This is a genomic window from Pseudonocardia cypriaca (assembly GCF_006717045.1).
Taxonomy (GTDB): Bacteria; Actinomycetota; Actinomycetes; order Mycobacteriales; family Pseudonocardiaceae; genus Pseudonocardia; species Pseudonocardia cypriaca.
On the sequence record NZ_VFPH01000002.1, the window covers coordinates 1,474,196 to 1,491,934 of the forward strand.

Consider the following 17,739-nt stretch of genomic DNA (forward strand, 5'->3'; position numbering starts at 1 on the left):
CTGGACGAGCTGGCGTGGGCGGGCGATCGAGCCGGTGATCAGGGAGTCGTTGCGCCGCCTCCCCGACGTGCTACCTCACAGCACTGCGGTCATCGGCGGCTTCTGGACCCGCACCAACGATCCGGAGATCGACATCGTGGGCGCCGACCGCGAGCCGGTGGCCGAGCGGATCACGTGCGTCGGATCGGTCAAGTGGCTCGAGAACCGCGCGTTCGACGCCCGCGACCTCGCCCGGCTCATCGTGCACCGCAGCCGGCTGCCCGGCGCCGACGACTCGACGCCGCTGGTCGCCGTGAGCCGGGGTGGAGCCGCCGTCGACGGTGTGGTCCCGCTCGGCCCGGAGGACCTCCTCGGGGCCTGGCAGGCGTAGCGCCTCAGGCGAGCACCGCGACGATGCCGAAGAGCACGGGCACGCTGATCACGGTGGTGCTCAGCGCCGCGTCCCGCCCCAGCACGACGCCCTGGTCGAACCGCACCGCGTAGCCGAACACGTTCTGCGCCGTCGGCAGGGCCGCGCAGACCACCACCGCGAGCAACGCGTGCCCCTCGAGCCCGAGCACGAGGCCCACGAGCAGCGCCAGCAACGGGTGCACGACGCACTTGAGCAGCAGCACCGACGCCAGGAGCGGCGCCGTCTCCCCCGCTCCCGGGCGCTTCGCCCCGCACAGGGAGATCCCGAACGCGAGCAGCATCCCGGGCACCGCCAGGTCCGAGATCAGCTCGATCGGGGCGATCACCGTCTCCGGCGGACGCAGCCCGGTGGCCGACGCCGTGATCCCCGCGGCCGTCGCGAGCGCGATCGGGTTTCGCAGCGGCGCGGTCACCATCCGCCACAACGGCGGCCGGGCGCCGTCCGCCCGCTCGGACAGCACCCCGAGGAGTGTCGTGAAGAACGGGGTGAGCACCGCGAGCTGGAACACCAGCACCGGGACGGCCTCGGCCACGTTGCCCAGCGCGTAGGTCGCGATCGGCAGCCCGAGGTTCCCCGCGTTGACGTAGCCGCTCGCCATCGCACCCACTGCGGTCTCCCCCGCCGGCCTGCGGCGCAGCAACCCGACCGGGACGTAGAGCAGGCACGCCAGCACGCTCGTCACGGCGGTGACGACGAGGCCCTCGGAGAACACGACCGTCACGTCCGTGCGGGCGAGGGTGCTGAACAGCAGCGCGGGCGACGCGACGAAGAACGCCGCCCGGGAGAGCACCTGGGTGGCGGAGGGCCCGAGCACGCCTGCGCGACCGACCACGTAGCCGACCGCGACGACGACCCCGATCACGACGAAGGCGTCGAGCACCCCGTTCACGCAGCAGTCACGTCTGACCAGGGTAGAGCTGTGACGGGGGTCAAACCGGGTCGCGCTGGTCGAGCGGATCCCGGAGGCCGCCGCCGTCCCGGCGCGGTGGGCCTCAGCTGCCCCAGATGTCCTCCAGGAACCGGTCGCGGGCACTCATATCGGCGAGCCGGAACGGCGCGAGTCCGGTGCCCGCGCCGACCATGATCATCGGGACGGCCGGGTCGGCCTCATCCGTTCGGGCGCGGTGGGCCGACCCGCGCGAAGCAGTAGGACGACGCTCACGATCACCACCCAGGCCGGGAACACCAGGAGGACCACTGGGTGGTACGTCGTGCTGACCAGCAGGAACGCCGCGGCCAGGTAGCCGATGACGGCCAACCAGCGCGGCAGGAGGCCGGCCGCACCCGCCATGCCGATGGTCGTGATCATGTACATGCCGGCCATGCGGCCGCCGAAGACGAACATCAGGCCGTAGCCGACGGCTGCCAGTGCCCTCGCCACGTCCGGTGCCGGCAGTGGGGTCACCTGGAAGACGACGAGCAGGGACACCGCTCCGACAGCGGCCGAGCCGACGAGCATCATGCAGAGGAACAGCAGGCCCGCGGCCATCTGCAGCCACGCCTGCACGGGTGAGAACGGCCGCGGCACCGCCTGGAACATCGCCCTCGTGGCCGAGAGGTGCCACAGCAGCGCGATTCCGGCGAACGGCACGACGGTGAGCCCGAGGGTGGCCAGTGCGTCACCGCCACCGCGGTAGAACGCCTCGTAGACCGGGTCGGGGTCCCGCAATGTGGGCGCGCGTTGCACCAGCACCATGGCCAACACGAACAGTGCGGCGAAGACGATGCCGGCCAGTGCGCTCATCCGCCCGAGGGCTCGCGCCTGGCGCCACCGCGCGTCGATCGCTGCCTCGGCGCCGGGTTCTGGGCGCTGCGGGGTCTCGCCCATGTCGCCTCCCGGGCAGGTCGCCCGTCGGGTGTAGCGCCGGTCCGACGGCCGGTCAAGGCAATCCGGCCGCGCGGCGGGCGGTGAGTAGGCCGGTCAGCCGCACGCGGGCCGCCGGGCGCACGGTTTTGTCCCCCATGGGGAACGGGCACTCGCTGGGCGTGGCGACGACCAGGACGACCCGGTGGGCGACGGCACGTGCAGGCGCTCGGGGGCTGGTCGGTGCGATGGCGATGACCGGCCTCCGCACGGTCACCGCGGCGGTCGGACGGCGCGAGCAGAGCCCTCCGGAGGCCATCGTGGAGGAGAAGGCTCCCGCGCTGGTGCGGCGGCTGCCGGAGCGGACGCGGGGAGCGGTGATCGAGGCGGCGCACTGGACGTACGGCACCGGTGGTGGGCTGGTGTTCGGGCTGCTCCCGCCCGAGGTGCGCAGGCACCCGGCCGCAGGCCCGGCGTACGGCCTCGCGATCTGGCTGGCCTTCGAGCTCGGGATCGCGCCCGTCCTGGGCGTCCGCCACGTCCGGGACCGGCGCGTGCTGTGGCGCGCGCTGCTGGCGCTAGACCACGTCCTCTACGGGGTCGTCGTGGCCGGGCAGCTGGCGCCGGAGCGGCCGAGGTGATCAAGCGCTGAACCGCCTCGTCGACCGAGCCGTGTAACGGTCCGGCGGCGCCCGGCGCTGCCGGTCCGGACGGCTCCGGGCGGCGCTCCCCCACGCACCTGCCCTACCGTCCCGGAAAGGACGTGGAGGACGTGTGCGCGCAGCCGCGGGCGAAGTGATCCCACCGCGAGTCGAGACGGACCTGGAAGGAGCGCTCCGGGCGGCCTCCCGCGGCGAGGAGGCCGGGTTCGTGGCCCTGTACCGCGACCTGCAGCCCCGTCTGCTGCGGTACGCCACGGCGCTGATCGGGGCCGAGGCGGAGGACGTCACGGCGGAGACGTGGTTGCAGGTGGCCCGGGACCTGCGCGGCTTCGAGGGCGACCTCGACGGCTTCCGCGGGTGGGTCAGCACGATCTGTCGCAACCGGGCGATGGACTGGGCCCGTACCCGCAGTCGGCGGCCCGCCGACCCGACCGAGATGGGCACCCTCGCCGAGCACCCGGACTCCACGGACGCGCACGGGTCGGCCGTGGAGGGGATGTCGACCCGGTGGGCGATGGCCCAGATCCTCGCGCTGCCGCAGACCGAGGCCGAGGCCGTCCTGCTGCGCGCTGTCGTCGGGCTCGACGCGCCCACCGCGGCCAAGGTGCTCGGCAAGCGCCCCGGGGCGGTCCGGGTGGCCGCCCACCGCGGCCTGAAGAAGCTCGCCGAGGCGATCCGCAACGACGACTGGACGGGTGAGGGCGATGCGTAACGGTTTGCCGGGGTGCGGCGCTGGACGGCCCGAGATGCGCACCTCGAACCCGGACCGCCTGACCGCGGCCACCGCAGAGCAACTGCTCGACGGTGGCCCCGGCCCAGCTGGTCTCCAGCAGCTCCTCGCCGCCGCCGCGGGCCCCGGCGCGGCGAGCGAGCTCACCGGCGAGTCGGCGGCCGTAGCCGCCTTCGTCGGTGCTCCCCGCGAGACCTCGCTCCCCAGCGCACCCACCCGGAGACCCTCGATGCTCAGCACCGCCCTTTCGAAGATCCTCGCGGCGAAGGCCCTCGCCGCCGTCGTCCTGTTGGCCGGCGCCACCGGCGGCGTGGCACTCGCCGCGAACGCCTCCAGCGCCCCGTCCTCCACGGACGAGGCCGCGGCGACCTCGACGGCCACCGCCGCCCCCGAGCCCGCCGACGAGGACCGGGACGCCGACTCCGGCAGCACCGCCGCCCCCGACGCGAACTCCCCCGAACCGTCGATCATCGGCCTCTGCCGGGCCTGGGCGGCCGGCGCCACCGAGAACCCGGGCAAGGCCGCGGAGAACCCGGCCTTCCGCTCGCTCGTCGAGGCCGCGGGCTCCGAGGCGGACGTCCCCGGCTTCTGCTCCGTCCGGGAGAAGGTCGATGAGCCCGGCAAGTCCGGCACCGCGCCGGGTCACGCCGCCGACCGCCCAGGTGCCGCCGGCTCCTCCGCGGGTCAGGGCGGGCCGCCCACGGCAGCCCCCGGGAATCCCGACCACCCCGCCGGCCCCCCGGCCGGGCGAGCGGACAAGGGCGGCGACGAGGAGAGCAAGGACAACAACGGCAAGAACGACGAGGACGACAAGGGCGGCGCCGAGAAGAACGGCGACGAGAAGGGCGGCGACGCGCGTGACGCCGACTCCCAGGGCGGGCGCGACGAGTCGAAGCAGGGCGGCGGCGCCTCGGCCGACCACCGCCCCACCAGCTGACCTGCTCCGCTGAGCCTGCCGTTCGCCTCCCACCGGCCCGGAGGGGCGGACGGCAACCGGAACGGGCCCCGGCCTCTACTCCCCCCGAGAGGCCGGGGCCCGTTCACGTATGCCCTGCCACCGGTCGACGAGCACGGCCGGGATCGTGACGAGCGCCAGGCCGGCCCCGATCAGCGGGATGGTGCCGACGCCGGCGCCGCCGGCCAGCGCGGCGCCCGCGAACAGCGGGACGACGCTGATGCCGAGCTGGAACGCCGACACCGCGGTTGCGCCGGCGAGGGTCGGGGCGCCCGCCGCGATCGTGAACACCCGTCCGTAGATCGCCGGGTTCAGCACGAACCCCGCGATCCCGAGCAACACGACCAGCAGGACGACGGGCACGACGTGCGCCCCGAGCACGGCGAGCAGGAACGAGCTCGCGGCGATCCCGACGGCGCCGGCCAGTAGGGCGTGGAACGGGCGCCCGTCGGCGGTCCGGCCCCCGACCGAGAGACCGAGGAGCGCGCCGACGCCGAACACCGTGAGGATCGGGGGCACCCAGACCTCGGCGATGCCGGTGACGCCGGTCAGGAACGCCGCGAGGTAGTTGTACGAGATCATGTAGGCGGCCGTGCTCAGGAGTGTGGCGGCGTACACGAGCCACAGCCGCGGCCGCGCCATCGTGCGCAGCTCGCGCCGCACGTCGGGTCGCCCGTCCGCGCGGGTCTCGGGCACGGCGACGAGGGTCGCGATCGCCCCGAGCACGGTGAGCGCGACCACGGCCCAGAACCCGCCCCTCCATCCCGTGAAATGGCTGAGCAACGCGCTCGCCGGTCCGCCGGCGATCATGGCGAGGCTGAGGCCGCTCACGACCACCCCGGACGCCCGGGCCGTGCGATCGGGGGTGACGAGCCCGACCGCCGTGACGGCGGCTGCTGCCCAGAACCCGGCATAGGCCACACCGGAGACGAAGCGGGTGGCCAACAACGTGCCGTAGTGGTCGGTGAGCAGACCGGCCACGACGGAGGCGGCGAAGACGCCCTGCGCGGTCACGAGCGTGATCCGCCTCGGCCAGCGCAGGGTGGCGACGGCCAGCAGCGGCCCACCGACGACGACCCCGACCGCGAAGGCCGAGATCATCGCGCCTGCGGCGGGCAACGTGATCCGCAGGTCGTCCGCGATCGCCGGGAGGACCCCGGCGACGAGGAACTCCGCGCTCCCCATCGCGAACAGGCTGAATGCGAGCACGTAGACCGCCAGTGGGAGCCGCCCGCGGGCGGCTCCCACCGTTGAGTCGGTTCGGACGTCCATGCACCACAGGCTCGATCGGCCCGCTGTGCGTCGCCAACATTCGTTGCCGTTACCGGGACCGGGTAACGGCGGCGGCGCCGCTCCGAATCCTGGGGGGAGCCCATCGGAAGGGGTGCCGATGCAACACCACCGAGGGCCGTTGCTGACCCTGCTCGCCGTGGCCGCCCTCGCGGCCGCCCTGGTGGGCGTGAACATGGCCGGGCAACCCTCACCGGCGGCACAACCGGTCGCCGCACCCGCGGCCCCGGCACCTGCCCCGACACCGGCACCACCGACCACTCCGCCGTCGCCGGCCGAGGCCGCCTACGCGGGCCGCACCGCGGGGAACGAGGCCACGATCGCGATCGCCCTGAAGGACGGGCGGGCCGTGGCCTACCTGTGCGACGGCAAGAAGGTCGAGGCGTGGCTCGAGGGCACGGTCGAGGGCTCCGCGCTGTCCCTGACCGGTCCCGACGGCGCCACGATCACCGGTGAGCTGTCCGACGGCGCCGTGTTCGGCGAGGCGGCCGCGAAGGGCAAGCAGTGGCCGTACTCCGCGGCGCTCGCCACCCCACCGGCAGGCGCGTACCGGGGCCGGGTCTCGGTCGCGGGTGTGCAGAAGCGGATCGGCTGGAACGTGCTGCCCGATGGCAGCGTCACCGGCATCGTCAGCGACGCGAACGGGGCGGCTCCGGCCCCTCCGCTCGACCCGGCGGCCCGTACCGCCTCACTCGACGGCGTGCCGGTCGACGTCGAGCTCGTGACCGGGAGGATCGGATGACGCACAGCTCACCTCCCACCACCCGGACCGCTGTCGTCGCCGTCCCGGTGGCGATCGGCGTCCTGGTCGCGGTGGCACTGGGCGTGTACGGCCGCCTCCACGAGCCCGCACTGGTCTCCGTCAACGTGGCCGGTTTCTCCAGCCCGGGGGCGGTGAAGTCGTGGCTGGCCACGGCCGCGTTCGCACTGGCCCTCGTCCAGCTCGGCTCCGCGCTGGTCATGTGGGGCAAGGTGCCCCGGGTCGCGGCGCCGTCGTGGATCGGCGGGCTGCACCGCTGGTCGGGCCGGCTGGCGGTGCTCGTCACCGTGCCGGTCGCCGTGCACTGCCTCTACGCGCTGGGCTTCGACTTCTCATCGCCCCGCGCACTCGTGCACTCGCTTTTCGGCTGCTTCTTCTACGGGGTCTTCGTCACGAAGATGCTCTCGCTCACCCGGCCCAACCTGCCCGGCTGGGCGCTACCCGTGATCGGCGGCCTCACCTTCAGCGGGCTGACCGGGCTCTGGCTCACCGCGGCGGTGTGGTTCTTCACCACCAAGGGCCTGACACTCTAGGTAGGAGCGCAGACGCGTACGTTCCGGACAAACGTCGTTACCGGTAGTCAGCCGGACGATCGAGGGGGGCGTTCGCTCATCGTGCGAGTTCATTCGCGGGCACCGCGAGATCAGTGGCGAGCCGTACTGGCGGAAGACCCGCTCGCACTGCCCGAGCACACGCCGGAATGGGTCGACGCGGTCTGTGCGGGGGGCTCTTTCGCCGACGCGACCCGGCTCTACGAGCTCGCCGACGGGCGCCGGTTCGTGCTCCCGCTCGTGCGCGTGACCGGCCTCGGCGGCGTGGTCGGGCAGCTGTGGTCGCTGCCGCGGTCGTGGGGACTCGGCGGCCTCGTCGGGCCGGATCTGGATCCCGGGGCGATCCGGGCGGTCGTCGACGACCTCGCGGCGCTGCCGGCCGTCCGGGTGGTCGTCCGCCCCGACCCCCTCCGGGACGGGTGGCAGGTGGTGGCCGAGCATCCGAAGGTCTACGCGTCGCCCCGGCGGGCGCACGTCCTCGACCTCAGCGACGGGCTGGACGGTGCCCGCGCCGGCCTCACGTCGCTCACGCGCCGCAACCTGCGAACGGCCGAGCGGCACGGCGTGCGCGTCGAGGTCGACCGCGACGGCAGCCTGCTGCCGATCTACCACCGGTTCTACGACATGTCGCTCGACCGGTGGGCGGCCAAGCAGAACGAGCCCCTGCCGCTGGCGCGGTGGCGTGGCCGACGGCGCGACCCGGTCGGGAAGTTCGACCGCATCGCCGAGCACATGGGGGACGCGTTCCGGCACTACGTCGCGTACGTCGGCGACACGCCGGCAGCGTCGATCATCGTCCTGTTCGGGCGGACCGCCAGCTACTCCCGCGGTGCGATGGACCGGGACGTCGCCGGCCCGGTGCGCGCGAACGACCTGCTGCAGTGGACGGCGATCGAGGACGCATGCGCTGCGGGTTGCACGCACTACCACATGCACGAGACCGGCGACTCGGAGTCGCTCGCGCGCTTCAAGGAGCGCTTCGGGGCGGCATCGGTCGCGTACTCCGACTACCGCATCGAGCGCCTCCCGGTGACCAAGGCCGACAAGGCGCTGCGGACCGCGGTGAAGAAGGTGATCGGGTTCCGCGACACCGACAACGAGAACGCCGTCACCCGGCGTTGACGCTCGAAGCAGCGTGATCCATCTGAGACAAGGTGGAACGCCCTACCGAGGGCGCAAAGCGTGATCTCGCGGCGATCAACCCCGCATAATCGGTCCGAGATTTCGCTTCCGGCCTTGCGCCCAGCCCCTCGTTCGCCTCGACCCCACGCCTGTCGACTTGGCTGCGTTGGGTGAACTACCGATTTCCGTGGTTGCTCGGACGGCCGTCCCCGACTGGAGGGCACGCCCGTTCACGACGAGACCGTCACCGCCGCGTGCCTACGCGACTATCCGGTGGTCCCGACCCTCGATCCCACGGGGTGACCACCGGATAGTCGCCTTGCATCGCCCGGCACGTGCTCATCGCCCGGCAGGGAGACCGCGAGGGCGGGCGGGGCCAGGGATGGTGCAGCTCCGACCGACCGACGCAAGGCACGGTCGAGAATTGCGCCAACCCCACCAACCGCTCTGATCGGGCTCAGCCGCGCACCGCGACGATCAGCTCGATCTCCACGGGCTGGTTGTCCGGCAGGTTGCTCGTGCCGATGGCCGAGCGGGCGTGGCGGCCGCGCTCGCCGAAGATCTCCACCATCAGGTCCGAGAAGCCGTGGACGACCGCGGGCTGCTCGTGGAAGTCGTCGGCGCTGTTGACGAAGGCCAGCGCCTTGACGATGCGCTCGACCCGGTCGAGGTCGCCGAGGTGGTCGCGGATGCTGCGCAGCAGCTGCACCCCGGTGGCTCGGGCGGCGTCGTAGGCCTCCTCGAGGCTGACCTCGGAGCCGACCCTGCCCTTGTAGAGCAGGTTCCCGTCGTTGTCGGCCGGGCCGTGGCCGGAGACGAACAGCAGGTCGCCGTGCTGCACGCACGGCACGAGGCCTGCGCCGCGCGCCACCTTGGTCGGCAGCTCGATACCGGCGGCCTTCAGCCTGTCGTCGATGTCGCCCACTACAGGTCCTCCTTGGTTCGCATTCTCATGAGTCGTTGCAGTTCGGCGAGGACGAGGTCGTCCTCGCCGGGCTGCAGGGTCTGCGGGTTGAGCGCGATGGCGCGCGTGCCGTCCGGGGCCACCGCGATGGCGGGGTCGTTGCGCCACAGCGCCCCGATGAGCTCGTCGCGGCTCCACCCGGAGTCCGGGCCGATCTCGACGATCGCGCGGCCGTGCGGCTGGCCTGCCTCGCTCGGGTAGCCGCGGCTGACCGAGATGCCGCGCAGCCCGGACAGGCCGACGATCCACTTCTCGACCGACGCCTCGTACGCCGCGATCAGCTCCGGCTCGTCCTGCTGGAGGGTCCACTCCACGGCCGCCAGCAGCCCGAGCAGCTCCTCCTTGCCGACCTTCATCCCGCGACCCAGCGAGTGGTTGGGCGCGCCGTTCGCGCGCGCCGCCGCGATCAGCCACTCCTTGCCGACCATGAGGCCGGTCGACTGGGGGCCGCGCAGCCCCTTGCCGCCGCTGAAGATCGCCGCGTCGGCGCCGACCTCCGCGGTGAAGTGCCACAGCGACGACACCGGTGGGACCTGGGCCGCGGCGTCGACGAGCACCGGCACGCCCGCCTTGTGGGCTATCTCCACCACCTGCTCGATCGGCAGCGCTCCGGCGGCGAAGTGCGCGCCCGCGAACCAGAGCACGCACGCCGTGCGGCCGTCGATCGCCGCCTCCAGCTCGGCCGGCTCCGGCCCCACCTCGACGATCCGGACGCCGACCTGGCGCACCGCGTAGTCGTACGGGTTGCGCTGGTCGCGGTACATGATGACCGTCTTCTCGCCGGTCCGGTCCAGGTAGGGCAGGTCCTCGACCAGTCCGCCGCCCTTGGACCGGGCGATGCACGCGGTCACGCCGAGCGTGAGCAGCGCAGCCGCGCCGCTGGAGACGTACGCCGCCTCGTTGCGGGTCTTGTCCGCCAGCCGCCGCCCGACGGCGCGCCCGAGGTCGACGACGTCGACGAAGTTCCGGGCGGCCGCGGCCATCGCGGGCAGCACCGGCGGCGCGACCAGCGATCCGCCGAGTCTCGTGAGGGTTGCCGCGGCGTTCACCACCGGCCGCACGCCCAGCTCGGCGTACACCTCGTTCGCGTACCGGTTCTCGATGGTGGTCATCCGGCCGCCCTGCTGAACCGGGACATCGCCGGTGCGCCGAGCCGGCCGGCCAGCCAGGCGTCGGCCGCGTCGCTGTCGGCCTGCCCGTGGTGGGTCAGGACGTACCGCTCCGCACCGAGCCGCTCCGCGAGCGCCGACAACGGGCTCGCCGCGCCGGGGACCTCGACGCGGGCGGCCGCCGTCACCGCGGGGGCGTGCCGTTCGGCGTCGAAGAACGCCAAGGTCCGGCGCACCGCGTCGGCGTCGCCGGGACACGCCCGGAGGTGGTCGCCGAACTCGGCCGCGGGGTAGTCCGCGTCGGCCTGCTCGCCGCCCCGGTGGAGCAGGACACCCGTGAGCTGGAGCGCGGAGAACACCGGGCGCCGGGCCGCCGTGAGCAGCGCCAGGTCGTCTCCGACGACCGCCACCCGGGACGGGTCGACATCCGGCAGGCCGGACAGGTACTCCGCCGCCCGCAGGCAGTCGGCGACGATGCCGCGGTAGACGTAGCGGGCCGCGTCGGCGATCCCGTCGGTCAGCAGACCCGGGTACGCGGCGGCGTACGGCTCGTCGGCGGTGCGCTGGCCGCGATGCGCGATCGTCAGCGTGACGTAGCGGAGCCGGTCGTTGTAGTGCGGCGGGTTGTTGACGCTGCCGTACCGCGGGGTGGTGAGCAGCGCCGGGAACGGTCCCTCCCCCGTGGGCACGCTGAGGTAGCCGAAGATCCGGTACGGGCCGATGCTCGTGAGCCGGACCTCGTATCCGGTGAAGTCGGCGGTGGACCGGCGGGGGACGCGTTCCAGCACCGGTCGCGCCGGGAGCGCGGCCAGCTCGGCGTCGACCGCGTCCCAGTACTCGTCGAACGAGTACTCGTCGAGCTCCGTCACCGCGCCACCCCCAGGTGCCCGGCGAGGAACGCCTCGACCTTCTCCATCGCCCAGTGGTGCCCGGCGTCGTGGCCGCAGCGCTCGTAGGTGAGCAGCTCCTTCTCGCACTTCATCGCCTCGTGCACCGCGAAGCCGGTTTCCGGTGGGCAGACGTCGTCCTCGAGACCGATGTAGACCAGCATGGGGGCCTGGATGTTCGGGGCGAAGTTGATGCCGTCGAAGTAGCCGACGGACTCGGCGACCAGCTGCTCATGGTCGGGATGATCCCGCAGGTACTCGTTGATCTCCTCGTACGGGTAGGAGTGGGTGAGACGTGCTGACTCCATGAAACCGCACAGGTACGGAGCGCCAGCGGCGCCGCACGCCACCACGTCGGGCATCAGGGCCGCGGTGGTGATGGTGAGCGCGCCGCCCTGGCTGGAGCCGTGCACGCCGACCCGGTCGGCGTCGACCTCCGGCCGGGTCAGCACCGCCTCCACCGCCCGCACCGCGTCGACGTAGAACCCGCGGTAGGCGTAGGTGTTCGGGTCGACGATGTCGTGCACGAGCAGGCCCGGGTAGCCGGGGTTGAACCGCTGGTTGGACCGGAGCTTGCCGCGCGGCGCCACGGCGAACGCCGCGTAGCCCTTCCTCGCCCAGCTCCGCGGGATCACCGGCTCGGAGATGTAGCCGGGCACCAGCATCAGCGCCGGGTGCGGCCCCGCCTCGCGCGGGACCGCGTACCAGCCGGAGATCCGCACGCCCTCCCAGCTGTCGTAGTGCACGTCGTAGACCGCGACGTCGTCGGTGGAGCGCTCCTCCACGTACTCGAACGACGGCCGCAGCGGCACCTGCGCGACCTGCTTCAGGGTCGCGTCCCAGAAGTCGTCGAAGTCGTCGGGTCGAAGGACGTTCACAGGCTCTCCTGCCGGGTCAGGACGCTGGACCGCGCGGCCAGCACCGCGCGCCCGTCGGACGGATCGAAGAGGTGCACCTTGTCCGGTGCGATCACGACCGAGACGCCTGCGTTGACGCGGCCGTCGTACGGGGCCGGCACGCGGGCCTTCACCAGCTCCTCCCCCAGCCGGACCGTGACGAGCACGTCGGCGCCGAGCAGCTCGGCCACGAAGATCTGCCCAGCGGCGCCGCCGTCGTCCGAGAGCTGGACGTCCTCGGGGCGGATGCCGAGCACCGCGGCCCGGCCGGACAGCTCGTCGACCGCCGCGCCCGCGTGCTGGGGCAGCTCGACGGTAACGGCGCCGTGGCGGAACAGCAGCCGGCCGCCCTCGCGCTGGACCTCGCCGGTCAGGAAGTTCATCGCCGGGCTCCCCATGAACGACGCGACGAACAGGTTGGCCGGCCGGGCGTAGATCTCCTCCGGCGACGCGCACTGCTGCACGAGCCCGTCCTTCATCACGGCGATCCGGTCCGACATGGTCATCGCCTCGACCTGGTCGTGCGTGACGTAGATGAACGTCCGGCGCAGGTCGGCGTGCAGCCGCTTCAGCTCCGCGCGCATGGTCCCGCGCAGCTGGGCGTCGAGGTTGGACAGCGGCTCGTCCAGCAGGTACGCACCGGCGTCGCGGATCACGGCCCGTCCGAGCGCGACCCGCTGCCGCTGCCCGCCCGACAGCTCCTTCGGCTTGCGCTCCAGGAGGCTCTCGATGCCGAGCGACGCGGCCACCTCGTCCACCCGGGCGGCGATCTCCGCCTTCGGCACTCGCAGGTTGCGCAGAGCGAAGCCGAGGTTCTGCGCCACGGTCTTGTGCGGGTAGAGCGCGTAGCTCTGGAACACCATCGCCACGTCGCGTTTGTTGGCCGGCAGGTGGGCCACCGGCACGTCGTCGAAGAACACCTGGCCACCCGACATGCGTTCCAGCCCGCAGATCATCCGCAGCGTCGTGGACTTCCCGCAGCCGGACGGGCCCACCAGCGTCAGGAACTCGCGGTCGGCGACCGTCAACGAGACGTCCTCGACGGCGACGACGCCCCCGAACTCCTTGCGCACGTTCTCCAGCCTGACCTCGGCCATCGTCTACCCCTTCACCGAACCGGCCGCCATGCCCTGCACGATCAACCGCTGGCAGATCAGCACCAGCACCAGCGGCGGCAGTACCGCCAGCACGCCGGCCGCTGCCATCAACGTGACCTGCGTGTTCAGGTCGGTTGCGAAGTTGGCGGCGATCACCGGGATGGTCTGCGAGCTGATGCTGCTGGTCATGAACAGCGCGAACATGAACTCGTTCCACGCCGTCATGAACGAGAAGATCGCCGCCGCCACGAGCCCTGGCGCGGAGATCGGGAGGAACACCGACCACATCATGCGGAACCAGCCGCAGCGGTCGACGCGCGCGGCGTCCTCCAGCTCGCGGGGCACCGTGCGGAAGTAGTCCTTGAGGATCCAGATCGTGATCGGCAGCGCGAACGTCGTGTAGGACAGGATCAGCGCGCCGTAGGTGTCGAGCAGGTCCAGCGTCCGCATCACCAGGTAGAACGGGATGATGATCGCGATGCCCGGCACCATGCGGGTCAGCAGGTAGACGATCAGCAGCACCTGGCTGCCGCGGAACTGGATCCGCGAGAACGAGTAGGCGGCGAACGTGCCGAGCACGAGGTTCACCAGGGCCGTCGAGAGCGCCACCACGAGGCTGTTGAGCAGCGCGTACGGGGTGTCGCCCACGGCGTTCGACCCGACGAGGGCCTGGTCGGTGCTCGGGTTCACGAACCCGAGGTAGTTGGCCATCGTCGGATCCGCCGGCAGGAACTGCGGCGGCACGGATGCGGCGTCCACCTCGTGCATGAAGCTGATGTTGACGATCCAGTAGAACGGCACCACGAGGTACAGCGCGAAACCGATCGCGAGGGCGTAGAGAACGACTTTCCGCGTCATACCTCGATCCGCCCCCTCTGGTACAGCGTCGAGATGTAGCCGATCGAGATCACCAGCGTGACGATCGTGATCACCCAGGAGTACGCGCTGCCCAGGCCGAAGTCGGTGTAGGTCAGCACGGTGCGCACGTTCAGCACGGCGATGACGTTGGTGGCGTCGCCCGGCCCGCCGCCGGTGAGCACGTAGATCGTGTCGAACGCCCGGAACGCGTTCATGGTCTCCAGGATCAGCACGATCAGCAGCGGGTGCAGCAGCCACGGCAACGTGACCTGCGTGAACCGCTGCACGACTCCGGCCCGGTCCACCTTCGCGGCGTCGTACTGCTCGCTCGGGATCGTCGACAGCCCGGCGAGCAGGATGATCACGGTGAACGGCAGCGTGTTCCAGACCTGCGCGAACGCGGTGATGAAGAACGCGCCTGAGGGCGAGGTCAGCCAGGCCTGGTAGGAGTCGATCAGGCCCAACTGCAGCAAGAGGCCGTTGAGCGCACCGGTCTTCGCGTCGAAGATCGTGCGCCACATCAGGCCGTTGACCACGCCTGGCATCGCCCACGGCAGCAGCACGAGGCTCCGCAGCACGCCGCGGCCGAGGAACGTCTCGTTCAGCACGAGTGCGAGCGCCGTCCCGAGGACCACCGTCAGGCCGAGCACGACCACCACGAACGCGACGGTGACCCGCAGCGAGCTCAGGAAGATCGGATCGCCGACCAGCGCGATGTAGTTCTGGAACCATACGAACCGTTCCAGGGCCGGCAGCTTCAGGTTGTACCGGTGCAGGGAGAGCCAGAACGAGTAGCCGATCGGGTACGCGACCAACAGCCCGATGACGATCATCGCGGGCGCGTTGAGCAGGTACGCGCGGGCGGTGTCGCCGATCCCCTGCCGTGGCGGGCGCGCGCTCCCGGCGCGCGGCTTCTCCGTGTCGACCGCTGTGAGGGTCACGAGTACTTCTGCTTGAGCGACGTCACGGTCGTGGAGAGCGCCTTGACGGCGTCGTCCGGGGAGGTCTGGTTGGACAGGAGCTGCTGCACGACCTTCTGCTGCTCGTTCTCGTACTCGCTGTACCAGGGCTGCTTGATCGCCGTGCGCGGCCGGGCCAGTGAGGCGAGGCCCGAGTAGATCGTGGGGTCGGCGAAGGTGGCGAGGCCTGCCTGCACCTCGGGGTCCTGCTCCAGCTTGCGGAAGGGGAAGCCGAGGCCCTTCTTCTGGAACCAGTACTTCGCCGTGTACGGCACGCCGTCGCCGTCGAAGCCGCCGAGGTAGGTGAGCAGCCGGAACGCCTGGTCCTTGACCTCGGTGTCCTTGCTCAGCGCGTACATGCGGGTGTTGCTGACGGTGCCGACCACGTTGCCGTCGAGGCTGGGGATGTAGGCGATCTTGAGGTTGCCCGCGGTCTTCGACCGGGCCGGGTCGTTGTAGTCCCGCAGCGCGTACCGGGCGCCGATCGTGAACGCGTACCGCTCGTTCTTCATCGCGTCGTCGAGCGGCACCGGCAGCAGCTGGAGCACGGCCGGGTCGATCACCTTCGTGACGGTGGCGGCGCGCTGCAGCCAGGCGAAGACGTCGCGAACCGTGGGGTCGGGGCCGTCCATGACCGGGTTCCCCGCGGCGTCGAACACGTCGCCGCCGCTGGCGAAGACGAGGCCCCACGCCCACCCCCACCAGGTGTCCTGCAGCTGGGCCGTGAGGCCGATCGGGAACTCGAGGATGCCGGCGTCCTTGATCCGCTGCGACTGCTGCTCAAGCTCGTCGAGGCTCTTGGGAGGCGCCGAGATCCCGGCCTTCGCGAGGATGGCCTCGTTGTAGATCAGGCACTGCGAGTCGGTGTAGTACGGCAGCCCGTACCGCTTGCCGTCGACCGTCATCGCCTCGGCGTTGGACGGGTAGATCCCGGCGTAGACGTCGTCGACGCCGGGCAGCCCGTCCAGGGGCTGCAGGTACTCGGCGGCCACCCAGCCGGCAAGTGAGTCGTCGTACACGTAGAGGGCGTCCGGCCCGTCGCCCGCGGTGAACTCCGCGACGGTCTTCTGCACGTACTGGGCGCTGGTGATCGGCGTGTACTCGACCGGGACGTCCGGGTTGAGCTGTTTGAAGCGGTCGACGTTCTGCTGGACGAGGGCGGACTCGTAGTCCCAGCCGGAGAACTTCACGGCACCGGAACCGCTGCCGCCACCGCCCCCGCAGGCGGCCAGTACCGAGCTCAGCGCGGGCAGGCTCGCGGTGAGGGCGCCGAGCTGCAGCACCCGGCGACGGCTGAGGGAGGTCTCCGGCGTCATTGCACGTCCTCTCCGATCGCCGCGGCGATCGTCAGCTGGTAGAGACTGGTCGGCCTTCCCCTGCGGTTGGCCTGGGCACTGCCTTGCGGCACGGCCAGGCCGCTCGCGGTCAACTTGCGGATCAGCCGGCGCCCGCTGGGATCGGTGATGTGGAGCGCGTCGGCGAGATCGCCGGGCGACAGCGGCCGCCCGGCCAGCGTGCGGTCGAGCGCCGCGAGCCGCGAGATCGTGGCGGCGGACAGCCCGGCGCGGCGGGCGAGCCGTTCGAGATCGGGCCCGTGCTCGCGGTAGGTGAAGCGGAGCGGCGTGGCGCCGGGCCGCAACGGCCCGACCATCACGCCGTCCTCGTCCATCAGGAAGCCGCACGGCGCGCCGGTCTGCTCGGCCTGCGCCACGGCCTTCTCGGCGAGCACCACGCACTTGCGGGCCGACGACCCGAAGCCGAAGCCGGCAGCCACGCGGATCCCGAGGCTCTCGTGCGCCGTGCCGACCACGGGCAGTGCCGACCAGTTGCCGGTGACCTCGTTGAAAAGCGCCCGGTGGGCCAGCACGGCAACACCGCGACTCCCCCGCGTGTCGACCCATGCGTCCGCGAACTCCGGGGTGTTGAGCAGCATGTTCAGCAGCCCGACACGGGCGCGGTCGAGGTTGGAGTCCCCCTCGAAGTCGACCACCGAGAAGATGCCGGCCGCGAACGACATCTCCTTGGCCCGCTGCGACTGGATCCGCAGCACCAGCTCGTGCAGCTCCGCGCGCACGGTGGACTCCAGCGGCACGACGTTGAGCACGCGGTCCCGGTTGCCCAGCGCCCGCGTCACCTCGCTGCGGACCGTGATGACGAAGCCGTCCGAGTGCTCGGCCAGGAACTTCTCGTGGAACTCGATGATCTGCGGGTACGAGATGTCCGCCGCATAGGGCAGGCACGTGACCTGGTCGGGCTCCATGCCGAGCGCCGTGGTCACGTCGTCCACGACCGACCGGTCGAAGGTGTCGATGCTGACGGGCGCGGGCGCCCACCCCTGCCGCAGGGCGCGGCCGAGCGTGAGCGTGAGCTCGAGTGCCGCGTACCGGTTGATGGTCAGCGGCAGGTCCGGCGGCAGCAGGTCGCGGCACGCGTCGTAGGGCACGCGGCCCAGCAGCATCCCGTCCAGCCGGACGCGGTTCAGCAGCGCCTGGACCTTGGGCCGGATCTCGCGCTCCTGCTCGTAGACCACCAGCTCCAGCTGGACGCCGGTGAGCATCTCGCTCGCCATCGCCAGCCGAGCGCGGTGGGACGTGTGCAGGACTAGCCCGAGAACCATTCGCATGCGGCCGCCAATACGATCCACGTTCGTAAATAGTTCGTTTGAGCGATTTCCGGTACCGTG

19 protein-coding genes are annotated in these 17,739 nt (G+C 71.7%); 7 read left to right on the forward strand and 12 right to left on the reverse strand.

Annotated elements, in window-relative coordinates:
• The first annotated feature begins 34 nt into the window (after positions 1-34).
• Positions 35-370: a hypothetical protein gene (locus FB388_RS24665; protein WP_246122365.1), complete on the forward strand. Its 336-nt coding sequence runs from the start codon at positions 35-37 to the stop codon at positions 368-370.
• Between the two features lie 4 nt (positions 371-374).
• Here the strand turns inward: FB388_RS24665 and FB388_RS24670 are convergent, their stop codons facing one another.
• Complete coding sequence (locus tag FB388_RS24670) at positions 375-1,301, reverse strand: AEC family transporter (RefSeq protein WP_142104550.1); 927 nt, start codon at positions 1,299-1,301, stop codon at positions 375-377.
• Between the two features lie 195 nt (positions 1,302-1,496).
• A complete protein-coding gene (locus FB388_RS24675) occupies positions 1,497-2,240 on the reverse strand; it encodes a hypothetical protein (RefSeq protein ID WP_142104551.1) in 744 nt (247 codons plus the stop codon).
• 134 nt (positions 2,241-2,374) lie between these two features.
• Between FB388_RS24675 and FB388_RS24680 the strand changes: the two genes are divergently transcribed.
• From FB388_RS24680 to FB388_RS39590, 3 genes are all read left to right on the forward strand, one after another.
• Positions 2,375-2,857, forward strand: coding sequence for a hypothetical protein (locus FB388_RS24680; RefSeq protein ID WP_142104552.1), 483 nt, complete (start codon positions 2,375-2,377; stop codon positions 2,855-2,857).
• A gap of 133 nt (positions 2,858-2,990) precedes the next feature.
• Positions 2,991-3,590 carry an RNA polymerase sigma factor gene (locus FB388_RS24685; protein WP_142104553.1) on the forward strand — a complete coding sequence of 200 codons (600 nt, stop codon included), beginning with the start codon at positions 2,991-2,993 and terminating at the stop codon, positions 3,588-3,590.
• 34 nt (positions 3,591-3,624) lie between these two features.
• Positions 3,625-4,545: a hypothetical protein gene (locus tag FB388_RS39590; protein ID WP_170225815.1), complete on the forward strand. Its 921-nt coding sequence runs from the start codon at positions 3,625-3,627 to the stop codon at positions 4,543-4,545.
• A 75-nt stretch (positions 4,546-4,620) separates the two neighbouring features.
• On the opposite strand, the gene FB388_RS24695 is transcribed toward FB388_RS39590, so the two are convergent.
• Positions 4,621-5,835 carry an MFS transporter gene (locus FB388_RS24695; RefSeq protein ID WP_142104554.1) on the reverse strand — a complete coding sequence of 405 codons (1,215 nt, stop codon included), beginning with the start codon at positions 5,833-5,835 and terminating at the stop codon, positions 4,621-4,623.
• 118 nt (positions 5,836-5,953) lie between these two features.
• Here FB388_RS24695 and FB388_RS24700 point away from each other — a divergent pair, with 118 nt between their 5' ends.
• The 3 genes from FB388_RS24700 to FB388_RS24710 all read left to right on the forward strand — a co-directional run bounded on the left by FB388_RS24700 (position 5,954) and on the right by FB388_RS24710 (position 8,286).
• Positions 5,954-6,595 carry a hypothetical protein gene (locus tag FB388_RS24700; protein ID WP_142104555.1) on the forward strand — a complete coding sequence of 214 codons (642 nt, stop codon included), beginning with the start codon at positions 5,954-5,956 and terminating at the stop codon, positions 6,593-6,595.
• Entirely contained in the window at positions 6,592-7,146 is a 555-nt protein-coding gene (locus FB388_RS24705; protein ID WP_142104556.1) for a DUF6529 family protein, read from the forward strand. The genes FB388_RS24700 and FB388_RS24705 overlap by 4 nt, the downstream gene beginning before the upstream one ends.
• Positions 7,147-7,227: 81 nt before the next feature.
• Positions 7,228-8,286, forward strand: a complete 1,059-nt coding sequence (locus FB388_RS24710) for a GNAT family N-acetyltransferase (protein ID WP_170225816.1) — start codon at positions 7,228-7,230, stop codon at positions 8,284-8,286.
• A gap of 457 nt (positions 8,287-8,743) precedes the next feature.
• Here FB388_RS24710 and FB388_RS24715 read toward each other — a convergent pair whose 3' ends face one another.
• The 9 genes from FB388_RS24715 to FB388_RS24755 are packed head-to-tail and all read right to left on the reverse strand — an operon-like array spanning position 8,744 to position 17,679.
• Positions 8,744-9,211, reverse strand: coding sequence for a RidA family protein (locus tag FB388_RS24715; RefSeq protein WP_142104558.1), 468 nt, complete (start codon positions 9,209-9,211; stop codon positions 8,744-8,746).
• Positions 9,211-10,362, reverse strand: coding sequence for an aminotransferase class V-fold PLP-dependent enzyme (locus FB388_RS24720; protein ID WP_142104559.1), 1,152 nt, complete (start codon positions 10,360-10,362; stop codon positions 9,211-9,213). Before FB388_RS24720 ends, FB388_RS24715 begins: the two co-directional genes overlap by 1 nt.
• The gene (locus FB388_RS24725) at positions 10,359-11,228 is read right to left on the reverse strand and encodes an acetylxylan esterase (protein WP_170225817.1); all 870 of its coding nucleotides are present in this window, start codon (positions 11,226-11,228) and stop codon (positions 10,359-10,361) included. Before FB388_RS24725 ends, FB388_RS24720 begins: the two co-directional genes overlap by 4 nt.
• Positions 11,225-12,124 carry an acetylxylan esterase gene (locus tag FB388_RS24730; RefSeq protein WP_142104561.1) on the reverse strand — a complete coding sequence of 300 codons (900 nt, stop codon included), beginning with the start codon at positions 12,122-12,124 and terminating at the stop codon, positions 11,225-11,227. Before FB388_RS24730 ends, FB388_RS24725 begins: the two co-directional genes overlap by 4 nt.
• A complete protein-coding gene (locus tag FB388_RS24735) occupies positions 12,121-13,239 on the reverse strand; it encodes an ABC transporter ATP-binding protein (protein ID WP_142104562.1) in 1,119 nt (372 codons plus the stop codon). The genes FB388_RS24730 and FB388_RS24735 overlap by 4 nt, the downstream gene beginning before the upstream one ends.
• A gap of 3 nt (positions 13,240-13,242) precedes the next feature.
• Positions 13,243-14,097, reverse strand: coding sequence for a carbohydrate ABC transporter permease (locus FB388_RS24740; protein WP_142104563.1), 855 nt, complete (start codon positions 14,095-14,097; stop codon positions 13,243-13,245).
• Positions 14,094-15,038: a carbohydrate ABC transporter permease gene (locus tag FB388_RS24745; RefSeq protein WP_142104564.1), complete on the reverse strand. Its 945-nt coding sequence runs from the start codon at positions 15,036-15,038 to the stop codon at positions 14,094-14,096. Before FB388_RS24745 ends, FB388_RS24740 begins: the two co-directional genes overlap by 4 nt.
• Positions 15,035-16,372 carry an ABC transporter substrate-binding protein gene (locus FB388_RS24750; protein WP_142104565.1) on the reverse strand — a complete coding sequence of 446 codons (1,338 nt, stop codon included), beginning with the start codon at positions 16,370-16,372 and terminating at the stop codon, positions 15,035-15,037. Before FB388_RS24750 ends, FB388_RS24745 begins: the two co-directional genes overlap by 4 nt.
• Positions 16,369-17,679 carry a helix-turn-helix domain-containing protein gene (locus tag FB388_RS24755; RefSeq protein ID WP_211362208.1) on the reverse strand — a complete coding sequence of 437 codons (1,311 nt, stop codon included), beginning with the start codon at positions 17,677-17,679 and terminating at the stop codon, positions 16,369-16,371. The genes FB388_RS24750 and FB388_RS24755 overlap by 4 nt, the downstream gene beginning before the upstream one ends.
• Positions 17,680-17,739: the final 60 nt, after the last annotated feature.

Bases quoted from the DNA above. Each gene is read 5' to 3' on its own strand.
- FB388_RS24735 (WP_142104562.1), bottom strand. From the start codon at position 13,239: ATGGCCGAGGTCAGGCTGGAGAACGTGCGCAAGGAGTTCGGGGGCGTC.
- FB388_RS24695 (WP_142104554.1), bottom strand. From the start codon at position 5,835: ATGGACGTCCGAACCGACTCAACGGTGGGAGCCGCCCGCGGGCGGCTC.
- FB388_RS39590 (WP_170225815.1), top strand. From the start codon at position 3,625: ATGCGCACCTCGAACCCGGACCGCCTGACCGCGGCCACCGCAGAGCAA.
- FB388_RS24750 (WP_142104565.1), bottom strand. From the start codon at position 16,372: ATGACGCCGGAGACCTCCCTCAGCCGTCGCCGGGTGCTGCAGCTCGGC.
- FB388_RS24675 (WP_142104551.1), bottom strand. From the start codon at position 2,240: ATGGGCGAGACCCCGCAGCGCCCAGAACCCGGCGCCGAGGCAGCGATC.
- FB388_RS24755 (WP_211362208.1), bottom strand. From the start codon at position 17,679: ATGCGAATGGTTCTCGGGCTAGTCCTGCACACGTCCCACCGCGCTCGG.
- FB388_RS24740 (WP_142104563.1), bottom strand. From the start codon at position 14,097: ATGACGCGGAAAGTCGTTCTCTACGCCCTCGCGATCGGTTTCGCGCTG.
- FB388_RS24720 (WP_142104559.1), bottom strand. From the start codon at position 10,362: ATGACCACCATCGAGAACCGGTACGCGAACGAGGTGTACGCCGAGCTG.
- FB388_RS24700 (WP_142104555.1), top strand. From the start codon at position 5,954: ATGCAACACCACCGAGGGCCGTTGCTGACCCTGCTCGCCGTGGCCGCC.
- FB388_RS24705 (WP_142104556.1), top strand. From the start codon at position 6,592: ATGACGCACAGCTCACCTCCCACCACCCGGACCGCTGTCGTCGCCGTC.
- FB388_RS24680 (WP_142104552.1), top strand. From the start codon at position 2,375: ATGGGGAACGGGCACTCGCTGGGCGTGGCGACGACCAGGACGACCCGG.